Raw genomic sequence first — 22,844 nt, 5'->3', positions numbered from 1 at the left:
TACTTTCAACTAAGTTACACTCAAAAAACACTATGAAACCAATAAAAAACGCAGCCATAAGGCTGCGTTTAATATCATATTTGACAAGCACTAGTCACCAAAGTCATCTAACAGAATGTTCTCAGGTTCAACTCCTAAGCTCTCAAGCATCGCAATGACCGATGAGTTCATAATTGGAGGTCCACACATATAGAACTCACAATCTTCTGGTGCTTTATGATTTTTAAGATAATTCTCATAGAGCACGTTATGGATAAAGCCAGTATAACCATCCCAGTTATCTTCTGGTAATGGATCAGACAAAGCCACGTGCCAAACAAAGTTGTCATTCTCGGCTGCTAACGTGTCAAAGTCGTCTTGGTAGAACACTTCCCTAGTTGAACGCGCACCATACCAGAAACTCATTTTACGCTTAGTTTTTACACTTTTAAGCTGGTTAAAGATATGAGAGCGCATTGGTGCCATACCCGCACCGCCCCCAATAAACACCATTTCTGCATCAGTTTCTTTAACAAAGAACTCACCAAAAGGACCTGAGATAGTGACTTTATCACCCGCTTTCAGGTTAAAGATATACGATGACATCTTACCTGGCGGCACACTATCGTTAGGGGGTGTTGCAATACGCACGTTAAGCATGATGCGACCTTTCTCATCTGGATAGTTAGCCATAGAGTAAGCTCGTAAGACATCTTCATCTACTTTTGAAACCAGTTTGAAAAGGTCGTACTTTTCCCAATCATCACGATATTCAGCAGGGATATCAAAGTCAGCATACTTAACTTCATGAGCAGGTGCTTCAATCTGAATATAGCCACCCGCCTTAAAGAGAACATCTTCGCCTTCAGGTAACTTCAACAGCAGTTCTTTAATAAAAGTGGCTTGGTTATCATTAGAAATAACTTCACATTGCCACTTTTTAACGCCGAAGATCTCCTCTTCCACCTCAAGTTCCATATCGGTTTTAACTGAAACCTGACACGCTAAGCGGCAACCCTCTTTAGCTTCTTTCTTATTAATATGATCTCGCTCCGTTGGTAGAATTTCTCCACCACCGGATTTCACTTTTACTCGGCACTGACCACAAGTACCACCGCCACCACAAGCTGATGGAATAAAGATATTTTTTCCTGCTAACGCACCTAAAAGTTTATCACCCGCTTGGGTTGAAATACTTTTCTCTGGGTCGTCATTAATACGGATGTTCACGTCACCCGTAGACACCAATTTGCTCTTGGCGAATAAAATCACCATTACCAATATACTCACCACGAACGTGAACATACCGATACCAATTGCCATTTCCATCGAATCTACCTTTTGTTTAATTCGTTTGCATTAAGGTGTAAAACTCAAACAGCCTTAAATAGAAATACCAGAGAAAGCCATAAAGCCTAGCGCCATCAAGCCCGTGGTAATAAACACAATACCAATGCCTTGCAACCCTTCAGGGATAGCGTGAAACTTCATGCGCTCACGTAAACCCGCTAGCATCACAATCGCCATTGCCCACCCAAAGCCTGAGCCCATTGCAAATACCGTTGACTCCGCAAGGTTATAGTCGCGGTTTGCCATAAAAATAACACCGGCAAAAATCGCGCAGTTAACCGTAAGCAGCGGCAAGAAAATCCCTAATGAGTCATACAATGCAGGAATGTACTTATCTAAAAACATTTCCAAAATTTGCACTAATGCTGCAATCACACCAATAAAGGTGATCAGCTGCAGATAGCTTAAATCAAGTGCAGGGTAACCCGCCCATGCCAGTGCTCCTGGCGCTAAAATGTTTGAGTAGATCAATTGGTTCAACGGCACAGCTAAGGTCATCACGACAATGACCGCAATACCTAAACCAAAAGAGGTGGATACCTTTTTTGATACCGCCAAAAAAGTACACATTCCCATAAAGAATGACAGCGCCATATTGTCGATAAAGGCGGCTTGTACAAACAGATTAATATAATGTTCCATATCAGCCTTAACCTCGCTTACGTTGAATGACGTTAATTGACCAGATCATCAAGCCAATTAAGAAGAAAGCGCTTGGAGGTAACTTGAACATTTCATTGGCAAGATACCAACCGCCATTTTCAACCGTTTGCAAAATCTCATGACCAAATAGCGTGCCGCTACCAAGTAATTCACGAACAAAGGCCACACCAAGCAAGATCACGCCATAACCCATGGCATTACCCACCGCATCCACAACTGCTAAGTGCGGTGGATTTTTCATGGCAAATGCTTCAGCACGGCCCATGATGATGCAGTTAGTAATAATCAAACCAACAAATACTGATAACTGACGTGACAGCTCATACGCCACATCTTGCAGTACCATATCAACGACAATCACCAGTGAAGCAATCACTGTCATTTGCGCGATAATACGCACGCTATTAGGGATGAGTGAACGTATACTTGAGATAATCAAGTTTGAAAAAACAAGCACGAAAGTTACCGCAAGCGTCATCACCAATGCCGTTTGCATTGAGTTACTTACTGCTAACGCTGAGCACACACCTAACACTTGCATCGCTACTGGGTTATTGGCGAATATTGGCCCAGTTAGCATTTCACGAGTCGAAATCGTTTGAGTACTCATCCGTTATACCTCCGACGCTTTTAGTTTTTTAAAGAAGGCTTCAAAACCATCACTACCAAACCAGAACTGAATCGAACGTTGTACGCCACGTCCTGTCATGGTTGCACCACTCACAGCATCAATACCGTGAACATCGCCCTCTTTAGCACCACCTTTAACGACTTTAAAAGATACTTTGCCTTTTTCATCAAAGATCTGCTTGTTATGCCACTGCTTTGTCCATTCAGTATCGTTAAGGAAATCACCAATACCTGGAGTTTCACCGTGCTCATAAAACACCACATTTTCAATGGTATTTAAGTCAGGTTTCAGCGCAACGAAACCATAAACCATAGACCACAAGCCTTTGCCGTAAATCGGCAATACCACACTGGTTAACTCACCTTTGTCGTCAAAGACTTTAAACACGCGCACTTGATTTGCACGGGTTTTGATCTTGGCTTTGTCTTGTTTCTTTTCAAGCTTGATTGAAGTCTCTGGATTAATCGATGCCATGCGTGGATCAAAATCCATCACATTTGCTGCGCTGGTATCAACATCGCCGCTATCAAGTGACACTAAAAGTGGCTTAACGTCTTTTTTAAACAGGGCTCTAAAATCTTGACCGTTTAAGTCAACGTCAGCTGCAATTAGCACATTACGCATTAACTCATCGCGTTTTTTAACTAGCTTGCGCTCTTTAAGAATTTCAGCAGTACCAGTGATCATAAAAGAACACAGTAAGCATAAGGTCACCGTGAAAATCATAGTGCCTACAAATGAATCTTTCTTAATTGCCATGGCGTTTTAGTCTCCGCTTGATGTTTGCTTTCGCCACTAGGTAATCGAAAATAGGCGCCCAAAGATTGGCAAATAGAATGGCAAGCATGATGCCTTCTGGCATTTTCGGGTTAACTACACGGATAAGTACCGTCATAAAACCAATCAGCAAACCATAAGCTAGCTTACCTTTGCGAGTGTACGACGTGGTGACTGGGTCGGTTGCCATAAACATCATACCCAGTGCAAAACCACCAGTGACCAAGTGCCATGTCCAAGGCATTGCGAACATATCGTTTTTGCTTGAACCAATCACATTGAACATTGTGGCGGTTAAGATCATGCCAAACAGCACACCAGCTACGATCCGCCAGTCAGCTAAACGAGTAAGGATTAAAAAACCACCGCCAAGCAATAAGGCTAGCGTGCTGGTTTCTCCAATCGCACCCACGGTATAACCAAAGAAAGCGTTCCACCAGTTAGGGTCGCTAAATGCGTTAAACCAAGCGTAATCGTCAAAACTTACCTTACCTGCCGCAGTTTGCATTAACGTGGTGGCACCTGAAAAACCGTCCACTGCCACTAACTGGCTCACTGCAGTTACTTGAGATGGGTAAGCAAAATAGATAAAAGTTAAACCTGCTAAAGCTGGGTTTAAGAAGTTATAGCCCATGCCGCCAAACACTTCTTTCGCCATAATCACGCCAAAAGTGATCCCCATAGCCACTAACCATAGCGGTGTAGATACAGGCAAAATAAGCGTGAAAAGCAATGCAGTAACAAAGAAGCCTTCATGTAGCTCTTGGCCACGCACTTTAGCAAATACCATTTCCCAAAATAGGCTGACCGCTAACGCCGTAATATAAATTGGCGCATAAAAGCTCAAACCATAGGCAAATAAACCGACGATTCCCGTCTGCTCACTAAGGCCACCAAAAACTAAGTTAAATATGGCAAGTTGCCACACATCGGCGGTCGCCAGCCCTGAAGCCACAGCTATTTGCGCTTGTAAGCCAATGTTGTACATACCGAATAAAATCGCCGGCAATAAACAAAGACCAACGATAGTCATAGTACGTTTGACATCAATAGCGTCACGAATATGCACTTTACCTTGCGTACTGCGTCCGCGAGCGATCAGTAATGAGCTTAAGTAGCCCTTAACTGAACTACCTGGCGCATAATAATCTTCTTGGATATCAGGCTTTTTATCTTGCTGACTCATTACCCTTCCCTCTCAATAATCTCTAAACAAGCACGCAACTCCTTACCAAAGTCATACTTGCCAGGGCAAACAAAGGTACAAAGCGCTAAATCTTCTTCATCAAGCTCCAATGCACCAAGCAACTGTGCCTCATCGGTATCACGAACAACTAAATCTCTCACCAATAATGTCGGTAAAATATCGAGTGGCATAACACGGTCTAGCTGGCCAAATGCCATCATCGCGCGCGCAGAACCACCTGTATGAGTGGTGAAGTTAAACAGCTGCTTAGCACCTTTTAAACCTGAAGTGACTGCACGTGTAATCGAGAACTTTTGTGAACCACCACGTACCCAAGGTAAAAGTTGATGCTTAGCATCTTCTTGCAGTACAGAGATTTGGTTATTGAAACGACCTAGGTAATCATGTGGACCTTTTGCTGTATGTCCTGATAGCACTGAGCCTGAAACAACACGTGAATTACCCTCTTTTAATTCACCCGCGACCACTTCTGATAATTGCGCTCCCGCTTGAATTCGAATTAGACGTGGCTTGATCACATCAGGGCCAGCTAGTGCAACAACCCTATCGGTATACAGCTCACCTGTTAAAAACAGTTTGCCGTACGCAATCACATCTTGATAGCCAAGGTGCCACACAGGGCGCTCAAGACTGGCAGGTAAAACAAAATGAATATGCGTACCAACAATTCCCGCAGGATGAACACCAGCAAAATAGTGATTGCTTACCTTGTCTAAGTCATGCCCGGGTAACGACTCTCCTGAGTCTTGGCATAGATGAACTTGACCATCGGTTAAACGGCTCAATACCTGTAAACCAGCAGCAAATGCAGCGCTTTGTTCGGCAATAATAATTCTTGGATTGGCGGCTAATGGATTAGTATCCATTGCGCTGACAAAAATCCCAGCTGGAGAAGAGTCTAACTGTGGGACTTTAGAAAAAGGGCGAGTACGTAGTGCTGTCCAAAGGCCGCTTTCAACCAACAGTTGTTGCACTTGTTCGCGGCTAACATTATTAAGATCTGCGCAAGGTTCAAACGTCTTTGCTGCATCCTGATTACACTCAATCACAATAGATTGAAACAGTCTGCGCTCACCACGATTAATCGCAACGATTTTGCCACTTGCTGGTGCGGTATAAATCACGCCGGGAGTTTTCTTGTCTTCAAAAAGCGCTTGGCCCTTTTGAACCATATCGCCCACTTCAACCAACATTGTTGGTTTTAAGCCAATATACTCCTCACCTAATAAGGCAACATGTGTTGAAGGCTTGCTATCTTCAATCACTTGTTTAGGTTCACCGGCGATAGGGATAGTTAACCCCTTTTTGATTGTTATAACTTGGTTTGAGTAACCTGCCATCACTAAAATCAACCGTTAAAATTTTGGATGACCAATAGTAAATCTTTGTTAACTAATATTCCGAGTTGAACATCACACTTTGCCTGCAAAAGTGAAAGTTACCGACAAAAAAAGCGCATTTAACGCTATTTTATGTGACCTAGATGCCTTGGCGATTGAAAAAATAACGCTTTATGTAGTTTTAATACGTAAAATTTGACTTTTAGCAGTCAAGAGACTACCAACAGGGAACTAACAGAAAGTTACCGACAACAATCTTTATATAACAATAACTTAAATCTGAATTCATATGTAATTTAGCATTAATCTTTGTCAATAAAGAGAAATGTGATCGAGTTAAAATTGGCGGAGTTATGAAATGTGCCGCGTAAATTCAAGCTTTAGCTGTTTGTTTAAAACAAAATAGAAATAAATTGATGCAGAGTAAGCTTTCAAATATCCCATAAAAACAATGTATAAATCGCACCCAGTTTGACGATTATGTAAACGGTTATTCACCATACTGACTCGCTTTGTTTCTCAACAAAACTCCACTTATTTAAAGATACAGATCACATTTCAGTTTATTCAAAGATACTTGGTGTGCCACCAGCAAAAATACGGCATATATGTTGTTCCAAAACCTGAGCTGTTGCGACTTAGAGCGAAAACAAAAAAAGCCCTCAAATTGAGGGCTTTTAGCAATAACCAATAAATGATTAACTCGTCACTTTGGCTTGTTCAGTATCTACCGTCAAAGCTTCAGGATTAAACTTATCGATAACAACAGCACAAACCGCATCGCCAGTAATGTTCAGCGTGGTTCTGATCATGTCAAATACACGGTCAAGCGCGAACAATAGTGGTAGGCCTTCAATTGGAATACCTGCAGCGATTAATACCGCAACCACAAGGAATGATGGACCCGGAACACCAGCTTGACCAACTGCACCTAGAGTAGATGTAAAGATAATCGCAACATAGGCACCAATGCTTAGATCAACATTGAACATTTGCGCAAAGAACACGGCAACTAGACCATAATAAATCGCGTTACCACTCATGTTAATTGTCGCGCCTAATGGCAGAACAAAAGCTGCAGTAGACTTTGAAACGCCTAGCTCTTTTTCACATACTTCGATGTTAACTGGAAGCGCAGCCATAGATGAAGCAGTAGACATAGCGAGTGCTTGCGGCTTCTTCATCGCAGATAGAAATTTACCGACTGGAACATTAGAGAAGAACTTCACCATTAATGGGAAGAATACAAAGCCATAAATTAAGATAGCTGCAACATAAACCACAAATAGATTTAGTACGACAGTCAAAGACTGGAAGCCAAAGGTACCAACAGAATCAGCCATCAAGCCGAACACACCGATTGGCGCGATTAACATCACGATGTTAATCATCCAAATAAAGGCTTCAACAATAGTGTTTAGCGCAGATGTGATTGGCTTAGCAGCCTCTTGATTAACTTTCGTTAGTGCAATACCAAAGAAGATACAGAACACTAAGATCTGCAGAATATTACCGCCAGTTAGCGATTCAAACACGTTAGTTGGGATCATACCAATAATGGTATCAGCTACGCCTGGTAATGCGCCTTGCTCAGCAGTTACCGCCGCTAGGCCTACAGCATGCTGTGAAAAATCCATACCTACACCAGGCTGGAAGATTTCGCCCATAATAATAGCTAACGCTACTGCTAAAGCCGATGTCACCATGAAGAAGCCAATGGTGCCAATCCCTACTTTACCGGCTGATGGGCCTGCGCCTAAACTCGCCGCGCCCGCAATAATAGAAACCGCAACTAATGGGATCACCAACATTTTAATCAAGTGAATGAAAAACGTACCTAACGGAGCAAAGATTGAGGCATCTTCTCCCATCACCATACCAACGATTGCACCAATAACCATGGCAACAACCACTTGGAATCCGATATTCTTATAAAACTTACTCTTCTTGTTCAACACCCTAGCTCCATCACTGACTTCTTATTTAAAAGGTATAACTACCCTTTTGATTATTTCATGCAAAATTAACATGCTGAGTTCACAAAAAATGTGATTCACTAAAAGGTTATCTGCAAACACATAAATTAGTGACAAATAAGCCACTAACTTTAAATAATCCTCAAAAATATGACCTAAAAAAAATGAATAACTCAATATAAAAAATATTGTGTTAATTAAAGCGGCGGCTCAAGCAACACCCTGTTAACCCTGAAGCATAAAACCAACAAACAAGCCGATAAAACACACGATTTAAACGCCAAAAAATGACGATTAACAGCAGATAGTGCTAATAAAGTAACCAAATCGATTAATTCTGCTAATTATCAGTTTGACTCGAGGCGATTTACTCATTCATGGGCTTGCTTTAAGGTCGCTCCAGTATGCTGACGATATAAGCGTATGGCTTTTAATTTGTTGCCTAAATTGAATGCCATGAGCACATCTTTTGCCACATAAGTTTGCTTATCAAAGCAAATTCCCTTTTCTTCTAACAAACAATCAATTTTGCGTTCAATATTGAAAAATCGCTGCCGGGTTATACGAAGTTGGTTATAGAGATGAAAAACAACAATAGAACTTCTACAGTGTCAAACATCTCGGCCTCCCAGCCCAATAAAGTTATCCATTCACCTATAGCGCTAAGCTTTATACTCACAAATTGACCTTAACATAAATAGCTGCAATAAAAGTAACCGATATCTCTGGTAATACCTGAATTTATATAGAAAGGAAGCCATAATGACGCTGAAATTAACAAATCAAGGTGGTTGTCTATGCGGTGCAATACGCTATCAAGTCGATGCAACACCATTTGATGCAGACTATTGCCATTGCCACCAATGCCAAAAAAGTACAGGTTCAGTGTTAGGCGCGTGGATGGACTTTAAAACTAAACAAGTCAGATGGCTAACTCAACAGCCAAAAGAATATGCCTCATCTGAACATGTGAGACGAGGGTTTTGCCAAGAATGTGGCAGTCAAATCAGCTTTCGTGATTTACGTTATCCTGAATATTTAACGCTAAGTATCAGTAGTCTAGATGAGCCAAATACAATTAGCCCTAATTACCACATCTATACTGACAGCAAGCTAAACTGGTTAACCATTAGTGATGAACTGCCTAAATACAGCAAAAATCGTAGCTAATACATAAACAAGCAAATATACCTATGTTAGCCATATTTACTTTCGCCAAAGATAGGTTCGATCTGAATAGTCATATAACCAATCAGGGCGGTAAACTACCAATAAAGTGACCGCCATACCATTAAGCAGCGCTTCAGGAAAACCCAGTAAAGGAATTATCACTAAATAATTAGCACTCAAAAACTGCCAAGTGTAGTCAGTGGTTAATAATAACCATAATGCCCAAGCTAAAACATGCACTAAGATCGACACAAAACCATTTAAAAATCCACCGCAAAATATATAGATAAATAGGTGGTGTGGCAGATACTTAAACATCTGACTGTACAGCATGAAGGAGCCAAAAATGGGTAAACAGACGCCAAGTAAGGCGTAAATAGCAAAATCTGCAGGCTGCTTAAACACAAAAATGGCAAAAAACAGTGTAGGTAACAACGCAATAATGCTCGCTAACCGCCAACCAAACATCAGCATTAACACCACTAAACCAAGAAAGTGTACATGGATCCCGGCATTAACATTGGCATTGAGCAACCACAGCCCAGTTAACGCTATTGTGGCGATTAAGATCTGGGTTTGCTTGTTAGGAGTTGTTAAAAGCTGCCTGATCTCAGCCACAGGCCAAAGCGCCCAAAGCCAAATAACCAATGCTGCAAACGCTGCAATATCACCCACGGCAAAATCCCAGTTGATACCACTTAACAGCTTTTGCCAAAATCCAGCAACACTTTCATCCATTAACTGTAAAATCCTGTAATCACACTGCTAACTTAGTTCAATATACGTTATGCTGGCAGAAAAGGTCTAAATAGATAACAAACTAGAATAAAATAATGACGTTAAAAACAGCTATATCCAACAGCCCAAATACAGTTATGCGTACAATTAGTGCTATTAGCCTTGTGATATTCCTAGGTGCATGTAGCAGCAAACCTGAGGTGAATCCTGAAGAGTTTGCCGGCCTTGTCAGTGACTCTTTTCGAACCGATATAAAAAGTAACGGTTTAAAACTTTTTACCTATCGCGCATTTCTTGAAACTCAAACAACACAATCAGTGCCACTGCCCCATGAAGTACGTTCAAATAATAAAAGACGCGCAAATTCTAAAAAGCGTTACCAAGGGCCAGACTTAACGGGCTGGACGGCACAGATAGAGCATGGTTTACAACAAACCATAAAAATGAATGGCTATTGCCGCGAAGGTTATATCGAGCTTTATCGTAGCATCCAATATAATAGTGGCACGATACGCGGAGAGTGTAACGACGGAGCAAATGAAGCTGATCTAGCAAAATTTTGATTCTTAGAAAATGTTTGCCCACAGATAAATTAGTGGGCTTTACCATCTGAATACATCCATTTTCGGCAACAGCCTAAACCTTTGAAACGAAGATACTTACTCTGTTTTCATCCGCTATTTAAGTTGACTCAGCATAAGCCACTTAAAAGGCGTTAACTGTACTTAATGCACTAAGAGCAGCCATCAAATTTCTCTTTTAATGATGGAGCAAAAACAGTATCAAACAGTTTTTGTATTTTGGCTTTTGTTGCCTCCTTGCTACTCGGAGGAACATTTATACTCCCTGACTGAGAAAATTTAATAAGCGTGTAATCAACAGGATTATCTATGAAGGTAACTTTTTCCAATGTGACTGTCGTTGTCCATGGCATCAGAGGTAAAGTCGAATGATTAAATGTAGTCACCAGCTGATAATTATAATCAGAAAGCTCAATCAGTCGCTCTTCACTATGACCGCTTGCATTTTCCTCTCTAACTCCTGTTTCAACATCGTAGCTAACCGTCGTTTCTAGCTCTCTTTCTCCTCCATTTATTTTAATACTGACCAAAAAGTCACCTAATACAGATTCAAACCAGCCTTTTATATTGCCAACCGTCTTCCATGTTTTTTCAATTGGACACTGAACAATGACACTACCAAATGTTTGCATCTCAGAATATTTATTAACTGGAGAGATAGGGTTCGCTAATGCGGATGTGATCAATAAAATATAGATAAAAATAAAACAAAATACTTTCATAACAATAGTCCTTCATTACTTGCAAGTGTTAGGTTTTGTTTTTGCGTGTAGCCGTCAAAGCCTACCTTAGCGAGACCTACAAGCAAGGGCACATTGTTAAACTATGTTGATCAAAAAACGCTATTCAAGCCTTAGCGTTACAAGGTTACTTCAAAATTGGCACCATCTAATCAAGCTCACCGTCATGAGTTAGATCTACAAATCAAAATCTTAACTAATCAAGTGCAGCTTCAGGTATTGCTTGAATGAGCATTCAGAACCGAGCAGATCTAGTGATCGTTATTTTAAAATAACTTACCGAAAACTTTGATTAGTAAAATAACTTATACAAATGTTCAACTAATATTGTCTCGACACGCGGAGAGTGTAACAAAGGAGCAAATGACGCTGATTTAGCAATCAGCGTAGTTAAACCAGCTTCATTCAACATTGCATTCTACAGTTCGATCTTTTAGCCACAACACGGAGAAAACCACAAAACCAAGTTCGACAGGTAGTAGCAGTGCGTAGCCTGTATAAGTTAACAATTGATCATTAACTACTGCGATAAAAACCATCTGCCCAAGTATTAATGCTACGAGGTAACTCACGATATATGCTCGGTTTAATATAAATGTGACTAAACCAGCTAACCAAAAGAGCTGCATATATAGCTCAACATCATTTGACCAAAAACCATGGCTAATATAATCACCAGCCATAAATGACGGGCCGGCAGGCATAAGCGCACCATATATCGCCCCATCACCTGCATTAGCAACCAGCGTAAAACTCAAAAATAGCCAAATCACTAATACAATTAGCTTTTTCCAACGTAAGTTCACGACTTTATCCATAACTCTCTAGACGTAAGGCCATACTGACCTTAAAAACCAAATCTTAATTATAATTTAGCCCAAATTTATCAACAACTTAAATCAATTTAACCACTCTTGATTTTATCGATAAATAGCGCTAACGCATGCAATACCACACATTAACGCTCAACAATATTAACCAAACACTCAACATCACAATTTAAAAAATCAGTAAAATAGCAACATTTACTCACCCATTTAAATTTGTTACTTTGCGCACAAGCCAAAAGGCAACATATTTCCAAAGCGTGTATCACAGGAGTGCAAAAGGAATGCAGAAGTACGCAGGATTTACCTTAATCGAACTCGTTGTAGTGATTATTATTTTAGGGGTTCTGAGTGTGGTTGCTGCGCCGAAATTTATTAACCTGCAAAAAGATGCCAAGCTCGCTGCACTTTCAGGCGGCAAAGCCGCTCTAGATAGCGCCAACAAACTCGTCTATGCCAAAGCCGTTATTCAAGGTGAAGAAACTGTCGATGCTAGCCAAACCCGTAATATTGACTTAAATAATGATGGCGTTAATGACCTATTTGGCTATTACGGTTTAATTAAATATGTCGTTGCTGCCAATGAGCTAGCAGGTTTTGGCCCAGAGCTAATACTGCGAAAGCACTATGGTGGCGCACAAACAGGACTGCCCTACTTTGTTATCGAGTTTGCTGACTCTCCAGCCGCAGCAGGCAACCAGTGCTTTTTATCTGTTTATTATCCCGACACTCCTGGTGGCAGTGTAAGATATGAGCTTGTCAGTGACGATTGCTAAATTTAAAAGGCGCTGCCCGTTATCGAGTAGCGCCTTTTCTTATAATGGCTACAAGCAATTAAGCTTGTATCTGCTTGTCTTTATTACTAAAGCTCACCTTGCCAAAATCTTCTAAAATCGCATAGCAAGCTGGAACCATAAACAGTACTAGCGCGGTAGATGCAAAAATACCAAACACCATAGATACCACCAATGGTTGCAATACCTGCGCTTGAATGCTGGTTTCAAGTAACAGCGGTAACATGCCAGCCGCCGTTGTCAACGAAGTAATAAACACTGCTCTAAAGCGTTCTCTGCTAGCACTCACTACCGCATCATGTACAGACTGCCCCTCTTCCACGTGGTAGCGAATATATTGCACCAACAAAATCGAGTCATTCACTACAACCCCTGCCAGTGCAACAAAACCCAATATTGACGGCATACTCATTGAGTAGCCCAATAATAAATGCCCCCAAAGCACACCGATTAAGCCAAGTGGGATCACCGCCATCACGACCAACGGCTCGATATAACTTTTAAACTGCAAACTTAAAATAGCAAATACCGCTAACAAGCCAACAATAAAGCCACTCGCCATTGAATTTTGTGTCGTTGCGCTCTCTTTGACTTCTCCCTCATAACTAACTCTGATCCCTGGGTAACGTTCTTTAAGCTCAGGTAAAAGCTCATCCCTAAACGCCTTATTAATTTCACTCGCATTGGCTAAGTGAGTGTCCACTTCACCGGTTATGGTGACAAAGCGCATGCCGTCAAGACGAGAGATCTTCACATAGTTACGTTGCCATTTAAAATCAGCCACCGCTGATAACGGTACTTGCTCTCCAGCACTACCTATGGTGATAGGAAAGTTGGCTAAATTCTCAAGCTTTGCCGCATCTGCTTTATCTAGCTGTACATCAATCTGAATGCTTTCTGGCCCAACTTGAATTGTGTCAGCTGTTTGATGGAAATACGCGCCACGTAACTGGCTCGCGAGCATCATCCCATTGACACCAAATGCTTCGGCTCCCGGCTTTAACGTCATTAAAATTTCAGCTTTGCCTGGTCGCATACTATCCATCACACCCGAAACGCCATTAAAGCCCTGCAAATATTGCTGCACTTCGATAGAAGCGGCTTTGAGTTCATCGAGATTATCGCCACGAACCCGAATTTCAATCGCTCGTCCAGCAGGTCCCATCGCGCCTTGCTTATAAACAATTGCAATTGGGTCAACCATTTCACCCACACCTTGCTGCCATTCACGGATAAAGGTGTTGATTAACGTATGGCGGATCTCAGCACTTAATAGATCTATCTTAACGGTTGCGACATGCGCGCCACTCTCTCCGGCGTCGGCATTAAAATTAAAGCGTTCGGTGATATGTTGGATCAGTCTCTGGTTATCCTCTTTCTGGCTGTATTTTTCATCTAGTGCTTTCGCAACATTGACAACCCGATTAACCACTTGCTCAGTTTGCTCAAGCGTTGAGCCCGGCGGCAAAATAATACGTGCTTCGGCGACATCACCGTCTAATTCAGGAAAACCGACGAATTTAACAACCCCACCAGCAGCCAATGACACCGACACTAACAGCAAACTAATGACACTACCCATAAACACATAGCGCCAGTTAATAACCCACTCAACCGCTGCCACTAACTGTACGGTTCTAAAGTGCTCAAACTTTTGATTAAACTTTTGTTTAAAGCGACTGGTTTGACGATCTTTACCTTTTGCCGCGTGAGCCAAGTGATTCGGTAGAATTAAAAACGCTTCAACTAAGCTCACGGTTAAAATAAGCAGCAAAGTTTGTGGGATCACTCTGAGCACCTTGCCCATATCGCCTTCCATAAAAGCGATACTAGAGAAGATAAATACCGTTGTTAGAAATGAGGACACCACTCCGGGCAATACCCGTTTTACCCCTTGGATCACCGCATCGGCTTTGTTCATACCTCGCTCAATATGCGCCGCAATAGACTCCGCAATCACGATCGCATCATCCATCATGATGCCGATAGCCATTAAAAACGCCACCAATGTCATAATATTAATGGTGAGGCCAACCTGCGCCATAAAGAACAAGCTCCCCATAAAGGCCACAGGTAGACCCATTGCAACCCAAAATGAATAGCGCAAACTAAAAAACAACCACATACATAAAAATACTAACACCACACCTTGCCAGCCATTTTTAATCAGCATAGTTAGCCGATCCCACAATAGTGAGCTGAGATCATTTGAAGTGCTAATGTTAATCCCATTCGGTGTACGTAGTTTTTCTGCTTCTAAAAAGCCAATAACTTCTTCTTTAAGACGCAGAGAGTCCTGAGATTTATTCTTAAATACCGTTAGAATAGCTGCTTGCTCGCCATCAAAACGGATGCTTTCTTCATCTAATTCAAATCGGTCAGTAATAGTGGCAATATCACGTAAACGCACTAAACCGCCTTGAGCATTTGAACGAATGACGATGTTGCCGAGCCGCTCAGGCTCAACTTCACGTTGATCAAAACGGATTAAGATATTTTTTGCTGCGGTCTCGACTGTACCACTGGGTAGCTGCACATTTTGCTGCTCGATTTGCTTAGCAACATCGGCAACGCTCATCCCTAAACGCTTAATCGCACCAAGGGATACTTCAACCAATAATTGATGTTGCGAAAAACCCGCGATATCAACCTGACTAATACTGGTATCAAGTTTCAAGCGTCGCTTTAAATCTTCTGCATAGGCTTTCAACTCAGGTTTGCTGGTTGAAGCTGTGACCGCGATATCGATAATGCGCTCGTTAAAATCAAGCTCCTCAACAATAGGCGGCTCAATCTCAGCAGGAAAATCTTTAATCGCCGAAATTTTGGTTTGCACATCAACAAGGCTACGACCAAGATCGGCATTGTCTTCAAGCTTAAGCGTCATACGCGCCACACCTTCTAACGCGTCACACTTAGTCTCACTAATGCTACCTAGACTATCAACGGCATCTTCCATTCTTAGACAGAGGTTTTCTTCAACATCTTGTGGCGATGCCCCCGGCAGTACAACTTGAGCACTAATGTAATTTTTTGAAAACTCAGGAAAGGTTTCGCGTTTCAGTTCGGGTAACGCCTTAATACCCAATACGATAAACGCTAACATCAACAGTGTGGTGGCTGTTGGATGACGAACAAAAAAACCTATCACGGCTGCATCCCCTCTTTTGGATCAGAGGTTTGAGTTCGCAGCGCCATACCGTTCACCGCAGGAATAAGATCAGTAAGTACTAACTGCATACCTTCAACTAATTCACCATCGACTGCCGCTTGGCCTTCTTGGCGGAATAAAACTTGAACATCAACAAGCTGCAAGCGATTGTCATGGTTCATGATATAGAGCTTATCGCCATGTAATGCACGTTCAGGCACCATCCAGTAGTTACGCTCGCCGCCTTTGATTCTAGCGCTCACAAACATACCGTTTACCAGCGGCGGCGATTGACCAATTTTTAGCTCACGATATTCTTGCTCAACCTGCAACACCACACTTACCGTGGCAAGCGTTGGGTCAACCGTTTCACCAATACGATTAATAGCAGCAGGCCAGCTAAACGCGTATGTCGCGCCTTTGAGCGTGATCTCTGCAGTCAAACCTAATGCTTCAGCTCGAGGTAGTTGACCAATTTCAGCTTTTGGTTGGTTTACCGTTTTCATCAAGGTCATCACATCAGCGAGGGATACCTGAGCCTCAACTTCCATCATCTCAATACCATTGATGCGAGCAAGCACTTGCTGCGGTGATACCACTTGATTGTTTTCAACGTTAACTTCAGCAACCCGCCCCTCAAATGGTTGGCGAATTTCTGTTTTTGCCAACTGACTTTTCGCTTCCTCTTCACGGGCAATCGCTTGTTGTAACTGAGCCTTGAGAATATCAGTCTCATTTGGCATCAAATTAAGACTATTATCTAACTCCTGCAGTTTTTGCTGTTGTGCCAACAGGTTCTGCTTTTCTCCATCAAGCTCAGACTGCGAAATGAGGTTCTGCTTGCGTAACGTCTCTTTGCGCTTCAAGTCTGATTTCACTAACTGATAGCGATCCGTTTCAATCTGAATTGATAATTGTAAATTCTTTAGTTGCAGTTCCTTACCGGCCAACTGCCCCTCCAATGCCTTACGATCAGCTTGGGCTTGCGCTAAACGAATTTGATAATCGAGTGGATCGATAGCAAGCAATAAGGTGTCTTTCGGTAGGATCTTTCCCACGGCCAAATCTGGGTGCTTATACACAACCCGGCCACCAACTTCAGGTAACAACTGCCATTGAATTTTAGGGCTAACCCGACCAAAAGCATCTATTTGGGCAATGACTGGCACTTGCTTAAGCGAAGTCACTTCTACTAATTTACTTGGTTCTGACTGCAGCTCAAGCGGTGGATGGCTGCGTAATTTAACCACTAACACCAACACAAGAATACCAACTGCCAATGCTGGGAAAAAATACCAACGCTTACCCTTATAACTAGACATTAGCGCTTGCCTCCTGACATACCATGTTCAAGGAGAGCAATATTGTGTTTGGCCAATTGTTGATAGAATTCTTCATTAAGTTGATAACCATGTAATTTTGCCATTGGAGTTGGCATGACAAAGGGAAAAATCATTAAGCTCAACAGCGACATCTTCAGCAGCTGCGGATCAAGCACGCCCCATCCTTCTAATAATTGCTGCGGCATAGGCGTTAGTTCAGCGATTGGTTGAAACAATTTGTAGATCACTCCTTTCGCTGCAACAGAATGCTCTGAACTCATCAATTGAAATAAAAAACGGGGAAATTCTGGATTGGGGATCATTGTTTGATAAAACTCAGCCACAATATCTGCGACCGTTGGCTTATCATGGGATTTCTGCAATGCTTTAGCACGGCTATGAATAGGCTGGATGTACTCGGTAACCATCGCCTCAAATAACCCCAATTTATTACCGAAGTAATAACGGATCATCGCCATGTTCACCCCAGCAGATTCGGCGATTTGCCGAATACTGACTTTGTCGTAATCAGCTGCAATAAAACAGGTATATGCTGCGCGAATAAGCCTCGCACGGACATTATCTTGCCCTGTTTTTTGAGGGGAGTTTGTTACCATTAGCGACATTGACCGCATTATTCAGTTGAATAACATAAGTCTACTGTCTGCTTTGGTATATTGCATGAAATATCGTTATTCAAAAACCAGAGTTTTGAATAACCGCACACTCAGATAATTTAATCAGAAAATAGCGACTAACAAGTTGAACTAAATGAGTTTAAAGCGAGTTAAACCCATTTAACTTTAATTAGGCTAACTTAAAGTGGATCAAATACAGCGCCTCGATGCCTGGATAAATCTGTCTAATGAGTGTTTTAAGTTCAGACAGGCTCATATTCTCTTGTTGCGCATGACTTTCGTTTAAATCGTCATAGGCCACCTTACTTACCGATAAGATATCAAGTTCGCCATAGCAGCGGCCATCTTCTAGATTTGAGACGCTAACCCGTTGTCCTGCTTGATAGTAAGACTCAGATTCATCACGTAAAGTGATGGTTTTCTTACCCGCTAAAATATCAGCCTCAAAACGGCTAAAAAAAGTAATACTGTTTGCTGGATTCATACTGCAATAAACTCAAAGGGGCACCACAATTGATGCTTTGCCATAGTGTAAAGTGATCGATAAGTTTGGTATAGCAGCTTTTGCTAAGCCACTGCCACATTAGTCGTTATACTGATTGGTATTACACTGTGATTAAGGTAAAATCCGCAACCGATTTCTAGCTTGGCACACAATCTGCTGCTATTTATCGTACAATAGGACATTATTAATAGGCATATCGTAGATAACTCATGAACAGAAAACAGAAAATGATCAAAAAGACGGCTAAACGTGCCAAGGCTCGCCTAAACAAGCACACTCCGCCTACGATCAAAAAATATGTGTCTAAAGCAGAGCGAGCTGAGCAGCAAGCCAAGCTTGAGGCTGAAGCTGCAGCGCAAGCTGCTGAAGGGGCACTTGAATCAACGACTGAGACAGTTGCTGACGCAACTAGTGAGCAAGAAGCAACACCTGCAAGCTAATCATTTGCGTTAAATTAACGCAAATGATCTTCAATGAGCTTACTTGGCAGGCCCTTTGTCCTCTTTAGCGCCAATAAGCTCAGCAACTTCATTCGCCACCACACAATCTTGCTCTTCGTTGCCAATAGCCATATTGGCGCAAGATGAAGATAACGGGCTTTGACTACTTAAACTCAGCTCTTCATCAAACTCACTCTTCTCTTGCTCTACCACAGGAGCAACACTCTGGCTTGCAATGCTCATGTCTTGAACTTTATCAACCAAACGGTACGCAACAAATACGCCTAACACACCAAATAGAATAGAGCCTATGGCTTGGCCTACAAGCACGCCATATACTCCACCCCATTGAGCACCAAAGTAAACAAATGGGATGGTACCTATCGTTGCCTTGCCCACATTAAACATAGTGGAATATTTAGCTTTACCTAAGTTATTAAAGGAAGCGTTAGCAACAAATAAAATACCAGAGAATACAAAAAACACGGCGATATAACTGCAGAAGAAAACAATAAGTTCAGCCGCTTCTCCTTGCATATCAAATACACTAACAACCTGATTTCTTGTTAAAAATAGCAATAAGGATACGCTAAGTACGTAAACAGCACAGAATTGAATAGCCCGTGTAAGCGACTCTCTGACTCGAGCAAATTCAAGAGCGCCGTAATTTTGCCCCACAATCGGGCCTATTGCGCCAGATAGCGCAAAGATCATACCAAAAGACACAGGGATCAAACGTCCCAGAACCGCCCAACCTGCAACATAGCTATCACCAAAATCTGCGATAGCCCTTGTCACTACCGCGTTACCTATCGGCGTGGCAACATTGGTTAACATGGCCGGCCCTGCTATGGCAAAAATAGGCTTTAAATCTTCAAAAAAGTGCTCAAGATTAAAACGCCCCAGCAAGTTATGTTTTACCATCACGCCTCTGCCTGCAACAGCAAATACCGCAAAACGCGCCATGACAGAAGCCACTGCAGCACCTTCTATCCCCATAGAAAACATAAAAATAAAGATAGGGTCAAAAACCGCATTCACACCACCACCAATTAAGGTGGACATCATAGATAACTTAGCATCACCAACGGCTCTTAAGGCACTGCCAAGCGCCATAGCTAAGCAAATAAGCGGTAGTGATGGCACAAGTATGCGCAAATACCCCTGAGCTAGCTCTGCAGTTTTACCGCTCGCGCCCACTAAAGTAAGTAACTGCGGAATAAACAGATAAACCACAAGTGCAACTAATACACTTGTAAGTAAAGTAACTACCAAGCTATTGAGTAATAAACGCTTAGCCTTTTCAGTTTCTTTCGCGCCAATAGAGCGAGATACCAGTGCCCCAAGCGCGATGGATAAACCAATACCGATTGACGTGGTAAAAAATGAGATTGTTCCCGCATAGCCAACTGCCGCAGCAAGCTCTTGCTCGCCTAACAGACTAAGAAAGAAGATATCTAATAAGTCGACCACAAACAGCGCTGATATCCCAATTGCGGCTGTCGAGCTCATCACTAATATGTGACGTAAAATCGATCCTTCTACAAATTTGGCTACTGCCATAACACCTCTTAGCCTGCGGCTAGTCCTTTAACTAAATATATTTAAGTCGTGTGACTGACTTACAACTCACTCTCTAATTCACTGCCACAATGATCGCAATACAGCGCATTATTTTCATGACCAACCTTCAAACAGTTGCTGCAGCGACGTAAATCCCTTGTTCGACCAATCTCTTGGGATATTTCTGCGGTCAAAATACCAGTTGGTATCGCAATAATCGAGTAACCCAATAACATGGTAAATGCCGCTATTGCCTGCCCCAAAGGAGTACCGGGAGTAATATCACCATAACCAACAGTGGTAATCGTAACTATGGTCCAATAAATAGATTTCGGGATTGAGGTAAAGCCATTTTCAGGCCCTTCTACTACATACATTACTGCACTGAGTACCACAACAATCAAGCTGACCGAAAAAAAGAAAATGAACACTTTGCGACCCGACTGCAGCATAGCTCGCAATAACAAGTTACCTTCGCTTAAATAGCGTAGCAGTTTCAGTACACGGAAGATCCTGAACAGACGCAAGATCCTAATCACCATAGTGAAATTAGCTCCCGGGAACAACAAAGCTAAATACGTAGGTAGCACCGACAGTAGATCAACAACGCCATAAAAGCTTTTTGCGTAACTAAGCGGCTTAGCTGAGCAATACAAACGTAATAAATATTCTATGGTAAAAATAACGGTAAAGCCCCACTCGAGCATGACGATAATATCGCCGTACTTCTCATGCACTCGGGCCACGGTATCAAGAAAAACCAGCGTGACGCTAATAACAATACATAGCATTAAACCGAGATCAAAATAGCGACCTGCTGGCGTATCAGTACCAAATATAATCCGACGCAACTTTAATTTAAACGGGCTTTCTGACGCTTTATCTGTTGCCATTATGACAGCAATTCCTTAAGTACAAAAAGTGAAGATGAGATTGAACTGAATCAATTCAGCTCGCTTTTTAATAAACGATATCAATAGTGTGACACGCAACTGTATGCAGCTCAAAAATAATCTTCAACTTTAACGTCAACAGAGCGCTGCTTTTAAGGTAAGATAATGCGGTTTTTTATTCTGTTAGCGCTATGGTGCACAAGGAGTTCCATGAGGTTTTTCGCTTGGCCGCTCAGTATTATTCTACTCATTATCAGTAGTTTGTTTGCCACATCTGCTTTTGCTATTGGTAAAGTTGATTTAGTCGTTGTTAATAAGTCTGAATCAAGTATGACAGTATTTAACCGCGGTAAAGCGCTTAAAACATATCGTATTGCGATGGGTGATAATCCGATTGGTCATAAACTTACCGAAGGCGATCAACGTACTCCTGAAGGCCGCTACATATTGGATTATAAAAAGTCTGATAGCGCATATTATCGCGCAATTCACATCTCCTATCCCAATGATGAAGATCGCCTACGTGCCAAAGCGCTAGGGATTAGCCCCGGTGGACAAATTATGATCCATGGCGAAAACCCTAACTCAAACCTGTCGCCAGAAGAAGCCCAACAATATAACTGGACCGATGGCTGTATTGCCGTCACTAACGCCGAAATGGATGAGCTTTGGCTCGCTATCGAAGCTGGAACACCTATCGAGATCTGGCCATAGTTAAGCTCCATATTGGCAAGCTCAAGTGCAAATTTACACCTGAAATAAAACTAATCACTCCTTCTGTGCTCAAGCAGCATTAAGGCAACAACATGACATACCAAGATTTAATCAGTAGCTGGTCAACTTTCAGCAATAACATTCAAGCTTTTAGCCAACAACTCGGTCTGGATACACTTGAACTTGAATGCGATCATACTGCACTGAGAGTTAACAGTAATCAAAGCGCAGATCAGCTTCGCCAAGCATTCGCCAAAGTGGGTAATATTATTTCTGATAATATGATCAACGGTCGACCTATTTTAATTATTGAGCTTGATACACCTTTGATGATGGGCAGTACCGCCATTGAGTGTGTCGAACTGCCTTACCCTGGAGAGAAAACCTACCCTCAAGAAGGTTGGGAGCACATAGAATTAGTACTTGATTGCGGCGCAACAGACTGTGACACGCTCGCACAAGCTTTACTTGAAAAAGCACCACAACTTGCGCCTGTTTTAGCCGGTGACACCGACGTTAAAGTAAAAATGAGCTCACCAAAAGGGGATAAAGAGCGTTTAGCGAACCCGACCATTGCGTTTAAGAAAAATGGTCTTTGTATCAAAATTCACTCCCATGGAATTAAAGCGGTTATCGCCTCAGAAGCGGAATAACCCAGGTCTATAAACTCCCCCCACCAGCAAGGCGTATAATTAAAGGCTTGGTATTTGCTGATATCACCATCAGCAGGTCCCTTGCCTTCAGCACGCTATTGATCTGCTCATCATCTCCTTACGTAATAACCAACACAACAGTGTGTTCTCAGCGATGTTCAACGCTTTTATTAAGTTCGCGGCAAATTAAGG

22 protein-coding genes are annotated in these 22,844 nt (G+C 42.1%); 6 read left to right on the top strand and 16 right to left on the bottom strand.

The window, feature by feature from the left end; translation table 11 throughout:
- Positions 1-90 precede the first annotated feature (90 nt).
- From nqrF to L884_RS0109595, 7 genes are all read right to left on the bottom strand, one after another.
- Entirely contained in the window at positions 91-1,308 is a 1,218-nt protein-coding gene (nqrF, locus tag L884_RS0109625) for an NADH:ubiquinone reductase (Na(+)-transporting) subunit F (protein ID WP_028767304.1), read from the bottom strand.
- A 54-nt stretch (positions 1,309-1,362) separates the two neighbouring features.
- Entirely contained in the window at positions 1,363-1,971 is a 609-nt protein-coding gene (gene nqrE, locus L884_RS0109620) for an NADH:ubiquinone reductase (Na(+)-transporting) subunit E (protein ID WP_028767303.1), read from the bottom strand.
- A 7-nt stretch (positions 1,972-1,978) separates the two neighbouring features.
- The gene (locus L884_RS0109615) at positions 1,979-2,602 is read right to left on the bottom strand and encodes an NADH:ubiquinone reductase (Na(+)-transporting) subunit D (RefSeq protein WP_028767302.1); all 624 of its coding nucleotides are present in this window, start codon (positions 2,600-2,602) and stop codon (positions 1,979-1,981) included.
- A gap of 3 nt (positions 2,603-2,605) precedes the next feature.
- Positions 2,606-3,382 (bottom strand): Na(+)-translocating NADH-quinone reductase subunit C, encoded by a 777-nt coding sequence (locus L884_RS0109610; RefSeq protein ID WP_028767301.1) that lies wholly within the window; start codon positions 3,380-3,382, stop codon positions 2,606-2,608.
- Positions 3,372-4,586 (bottom strand): NADH:ubiquinone reductase (Na(+)-transporting) subunit B, encoded by a 1,215-nt coding sequence (locus L884_RS0109605; RefSeq protein ID WP_028767300.1) that lies wholly within the window; start codon positions 4,584-4,586, stop codon positions 3,372-3,374. Before L884_RS0109605 ends, L884_RS0109610 begins: the two co-directional genes overlap by 11 nt.
- Positions 4,586-5,947 (bottom strand): Na(+)-translocating NADH-quinone reductase subunit A, encoded by a 1,362-nt coding sequence (locus tag L884_RS0109600; protein WP_028767299.1) that lies wholly within the window; start codon positions 5,945-5,947, stop codon positions 4,586-4,588. The genes L884_RS0109605 and L884_RS0109600 overlap by 1 nt, the downstream gene beginning before the upstream one ends.
- A gap of 698 nt (positions 5,948-6,645) precedes the next feature.
- The gene (locus tag L884_RS0109595; protein WP_028767298.1) at positions 6,646-7,905 is read right to left on the bottom strand and encodes a dicarboxylate/amino acid:cation symporter; all 1,260 of its coding nucleotides are present in this window, start codon (positions 7,903-7,905) and stop codon (positions 6,646-6,648) included.
- Between the two features lie 780 nt (positions 7,906-8,685).
- Between L884_RS0109595 and L884_RS0109585 the strand changes: the two genes are divergently transcribed.
- The gene (locus L884_RS0109585; protein ID WP_028767297.1) at positions 8,686-9,093 is read left to right on the top strand and encodes a GFA family protein; all 408 of its coding nucleotides are present in this window, start codon (positions 8,686-8,688) and stop codon (positions 9,091-9,093) included.
- A gap of 36 nt (positions 9,094-9,129) precedes the next feature.
- On the opposite strand, the gene L884_RS0109580 is transcribed toward L884_RS0109585, so the two are convergent.
- Positions 9,130-9,831 carry an energy-coupling factor ABC transporter permease gene (locus L884_RS0109580; protein WP_037410714.1) on the bottom strand — a complete coding sequence of 234 codons (702 nt, stop codon included), beginning with the start codon at positions 9,829-9,831 and terminating at the stop codon, positions 9,130-9,132.
- 95 nt (positions 9,832-9,926) lie between these two features.
- Between L884_RS0109580 and L884_RS0109575 the strand changes: the two genes are divergently transcribed.
- Positions 9,927-10,394: a hypothetical protein gene (locus L884_RS0109575; protein WP_245603096.1), complete on the top strand. Its 468-nt coding sequence runs from the start codon at positions 9,927-9,929 to the stop codon at positions 10,392-10,394.
- A 170-nt stretch (positions 10,395-10,564) separates the two neighbouring features.
- On the opposite strand, the gene L884_RS0109570 is transcribed toward L884_RS0109575, so the two are convergent.
- The gene (locus L884_RS0109570; protein ID WP_028767294.1) at positions 10,565-11,134 is read right to left on the bottom strand and encodes a hypothetical protein; all 570 of its coding nucleotides are present in this window, start codon (positions 11,132-11,134) and stop codon (positions 10,565-10,567) included.
- 419 nt (positions 11,135-11,553) lie between these two features.
- Positions 11,554-11,970, bottom strand: coding sequence for a hypothetical protein (locus tag L884_RS0109560; RefSeq protein WP_028767293.1), 417 nt, complete (start codon positions 11,968-11,970; stop codon positions 11,554-11,556).
- Between the two features lie 293 nt (positions 11,971-12,263).
- On the opposite strand from L884_RS0109560, the gene L884_RS23400 reads away from it, so the two are divergent.
- Positions 12,264-12,755, top strand: a complete 492-nt coding sequence (locus L884_RS23400) for a type II secretion system protein (RefSeq protein ID WP_028767292.1) — start codon at positions 12,264-12,266, stop codon at positions 12,753-12,755.
- A gap of 58 nt (positions 12,756-12,813) precedes the next feature.
- On the opposite strand, the gene L884_RS0109550 is transcribed toward L884_RS23400, so the two are convergent.
- The 4 genes from L884_RS0109550 to yqfB form a co-directional block, all read right to left on the bottom strand.
- Positions 12,814-15,924 (bottom strand): efflux RND transporter permease subunit, encoded by a 3,111-nt coding sequence (locus L884_RS0109550; RefSeq protein WP_028767291.1) that lies wholly within the window; start codon positions 15,922-15,924, stop codon positions 12,814-12,816.
- Positions 15,921-17,246 (bottom strand): efflux RND transporter periplasmic adaptor subunit, encoded by a 1,326-nt coding sequence (locus L884_RS0109545; RefSeq protein WP_028767290.1) that lies wholly within the window; start codon positions 17,244-17,246, stop codon positions 15,921-15,923. The genes L884_RS0109550 and L884_RS0109545 overlap by 4 nt, the downstream gene beginning before the upstream one ends.
- Positions 17,246-17,863 carry a TetR/AcrR family transcriptional regulator gene (locus L884_RS0109540; RefSeq protein ID WP_028767289.1) on the bottom strand — a complete coding sequence of 206 codons (618 nt, stop codon included), beginning with the start codon at positions 17,861-17,863 and terminating at the stop codon, positions 17,246-17,248. The genes L884_RS0109545 and L884_RS0109540 overlap by 1 nt, the downstream gene beginning before the upstream one ends.
- A gap of 190 nt (positions 17,864-18,053) precedes the next feature.
- Positions 18,054-18,368 carry a N(4)-acetylcytidine aminohydrolase gene (gene yqfB / locus L884_RS0109535; RefSeq protein ID WP_028767288.1) on the bottom strand — a complete coding sequence of 105 codons (315 nt, stop codon included), beginning with the start codon at positions 18,366-18,368 and terminating at the stop codon, positions 18,054-18,056.
- A gap of 230 nt (positions 18,369-18,598) precedes the next feature.
- On the opposite strand from yqfB, the gene L884_RS0109530 reads away from it, so the two are divergent.
- A complete protein-coding gene (locus L884_RS0109530; protein WP_028767287.1) occupies positions 18,599-18,829 on the top strand; it encodes a DUF2986 domain-containing protein in 231 nt (76 codons plus the stop codon).
- Between the two features lie 39 nt (positions 18,830-18,868).
- On the opposite strand, the gene L884_RS0109525 is transcribed toward L884_RS0109530, so the two are convergent.
- Positions 18,869-20,392 carry an MATE family efflux transporter gene (locus tag L884_RS0109525; RefSeq protein WP_028767286.1) on the bottom strand — a complete coding sequence of 508 codons (1,524 nt, stop codon included), beginning with the start codon at positions 20,390-20,392 and terminating at the stop codon, positions 18,869-18,871.
- Between the two features lie 59 nt (positions 20,393-20,451).
- Entirely contained in the window at positions 20,452-21,285 is an 834-nt protein-coding gene (locus L884_RS0109520; protein ID WP_028767285.1) for an ion transporter, read from the bottom strand.
- 210 nt (positions 21,286-21,495) lie between these two features.
- On the opposite strand from L884_RS0109520, the gene L884_RS0109515 reads away from it, so the two are divergent.
- Positions 21,496-21,999, top strand: coding sequence for a L,D-transpeptidase family protein (locus tag L884_RS0109515; RefSeq protein ID WP_028767284.1), 504 nt, complete (start codon positions 21,496-21,498; stop codon positions 21,997-21,999).
- Positions 22,000-22,091: 92 nt separating this feature from the next.
- On the top strand, positions 22,092-22,652 hold the full coding sequence (locus L884_RS0109510) for a VOC family protein (RefSeq protein ID WP_028767283.1): 561 nt from the start codon (positions 22,092-22,094) through the stop codon (positions 22,650-22,652).
- Positions 22,653-22,844 lie beyond the last annotated feature (192 nt).

It is taken from the genome of Shewanella fidelis ATCC BAA-318, from assembly GCF_000518605.1.
Classification (GTDB): Bacteria; Pseudomonadota; Gammaproteobacteria; order Enterobacterales; family Shewanellaceae; genus Shewanella; species Shewanella fidelis.
Note: the sequence above shows the minus strand (reverse complement) of the source record. Positions and strands in the feature narration are given on the sequence as shown.

Coding starts and splice junctions, on each gene's coding strand:
- nqrF (WP_028767304.1), bottom strand. CDS start 1,308: ATGGAAATGGCAATTGGTATCGGTATGTTCACGTTCGTGGTGAGTATA.
- nqrE (WP_028767303.1), bottom strand. CDS start 1,971: ATGGAACATTATATTAATCTGTTTGTACAAGCCGCCTTTATCGACAAT.
- L884_RS0109615 (WP_028767302.1), bottom strand. CDS start 2,602: ATGAGTACTCAAACGATTTCGACTCGTGAAATGCTAACTGGGCCAATA.
- L884_RS0109610 (WP_028767301.1), bottom strand. CDS start 3,382: ATGGCAATTAAGAAAGATTCATTTGTAGGCACTATGATTTTCACGGTG.
- L884_RS0109605 (WP_028767300.1), bottom strand. CDS start 4,586: ATGAGTCAGCAAGATAAAAAGCCTGATATCCAAGAAGATTATTATGCG.
- L884_RS0109600 (WP_028767299.1), bottom strand. CDS start 5,947: ATGGCAGGTTACTCAAACCAAGTTATAACAATCAAAAAGGGGTTAACT.
- L884_RS0109585 (WP_028767297.1), top strand. CDS start 8,686: ATGACGCTGAAATTAACAAATCAAGGTGGTTGTCTATGCGGTGCAATA.
- L884_RS0109580 (WP_037410714.1), bottom strand. CDS start 9,831: ATGGATGAAAGTGTTGCTGGATTTTGGCAAAAGCTGTTAAGTGGTATC.
- L884_RS0109575 (WP_245603096.1), top strand. CDS start 9,927: ATGACGTTAAAAACAGCTATATCCAACAGCCCAAATACAGTTATGCGT.
- L884_RS0109570 (WP_028767294.1), bottom strand. CDS start 11,134: ATGAAAGTATTTTGTTTTATTTTTATCTATATTTTATTGATCACATCC.
- L884_RS0109560 (WP_028767293.1), bottom strand. CDS start 11,970: ATGGATAAAGTCGTGAACTTACGTTGGAAAAAGCTAATTGTATTAGTG.
- L884_RS23400 (WP_028767292.1), top strand. CDS start 12,264: ATGCAGAAGTACGCAGGATTTACCTTAATCGAACTCGTTGTAGTGATT.
- L884_RS0109545 (WP_028767290.1), bottom strand. CDS start 17,246: ATGTCTAGTTATAAGGGTAAGCGTTGGTATTTTTTCCCAGCATTGGCA.
- L884_RS0109540 (WP_028767289.1), bottom strand. CDS start 17,863: ATGGTAACAAACTCCCCTCAAAAAACAGGGCAAGATAATGTCCGTGCG.
- yqfB (WP_028767288.1), bottom strand. CDS start 18,368: ATGAATCCAGCAAACAGTATTACTTTTTTTAGCCGTTTTGAGGCTGAT.
- L884_RS0109530 (WP_028767287.1), top strand. CDS start 18,599: ATGAACAGAAAACAGAAAATGATCAAAAAGACGGCTAAACGTGCCAAG.
- L884_RS0109525 (WP_028767286.1), bottom strand. CDS start 20,392: ATGGCAGTAGCCAAATTTGTAGAAGGATCGATTTTACGTCACATATTA.
- L884_RS0109520 (WP_028767285.1), bottom strand. CDS start 21,285: ATGGCAACAGATAAAGCGTCAGAAAGCCCGTTTAAATTAAAGTTGCGT.
- L884_RS0109515 (WP_028767284.1), top strand. CDS start 21,496: ATGAGGTTTTTCGCTTGGCCGCTCAGTATTATTCTACTCATTATCAGT.
- L884_RS0109510 (WP_028767283.1), top strand. CDS start 22,092: ATGACATACCAAGATTTAATCAGTAGCTGGTCAACTTTCAGCAATAAC.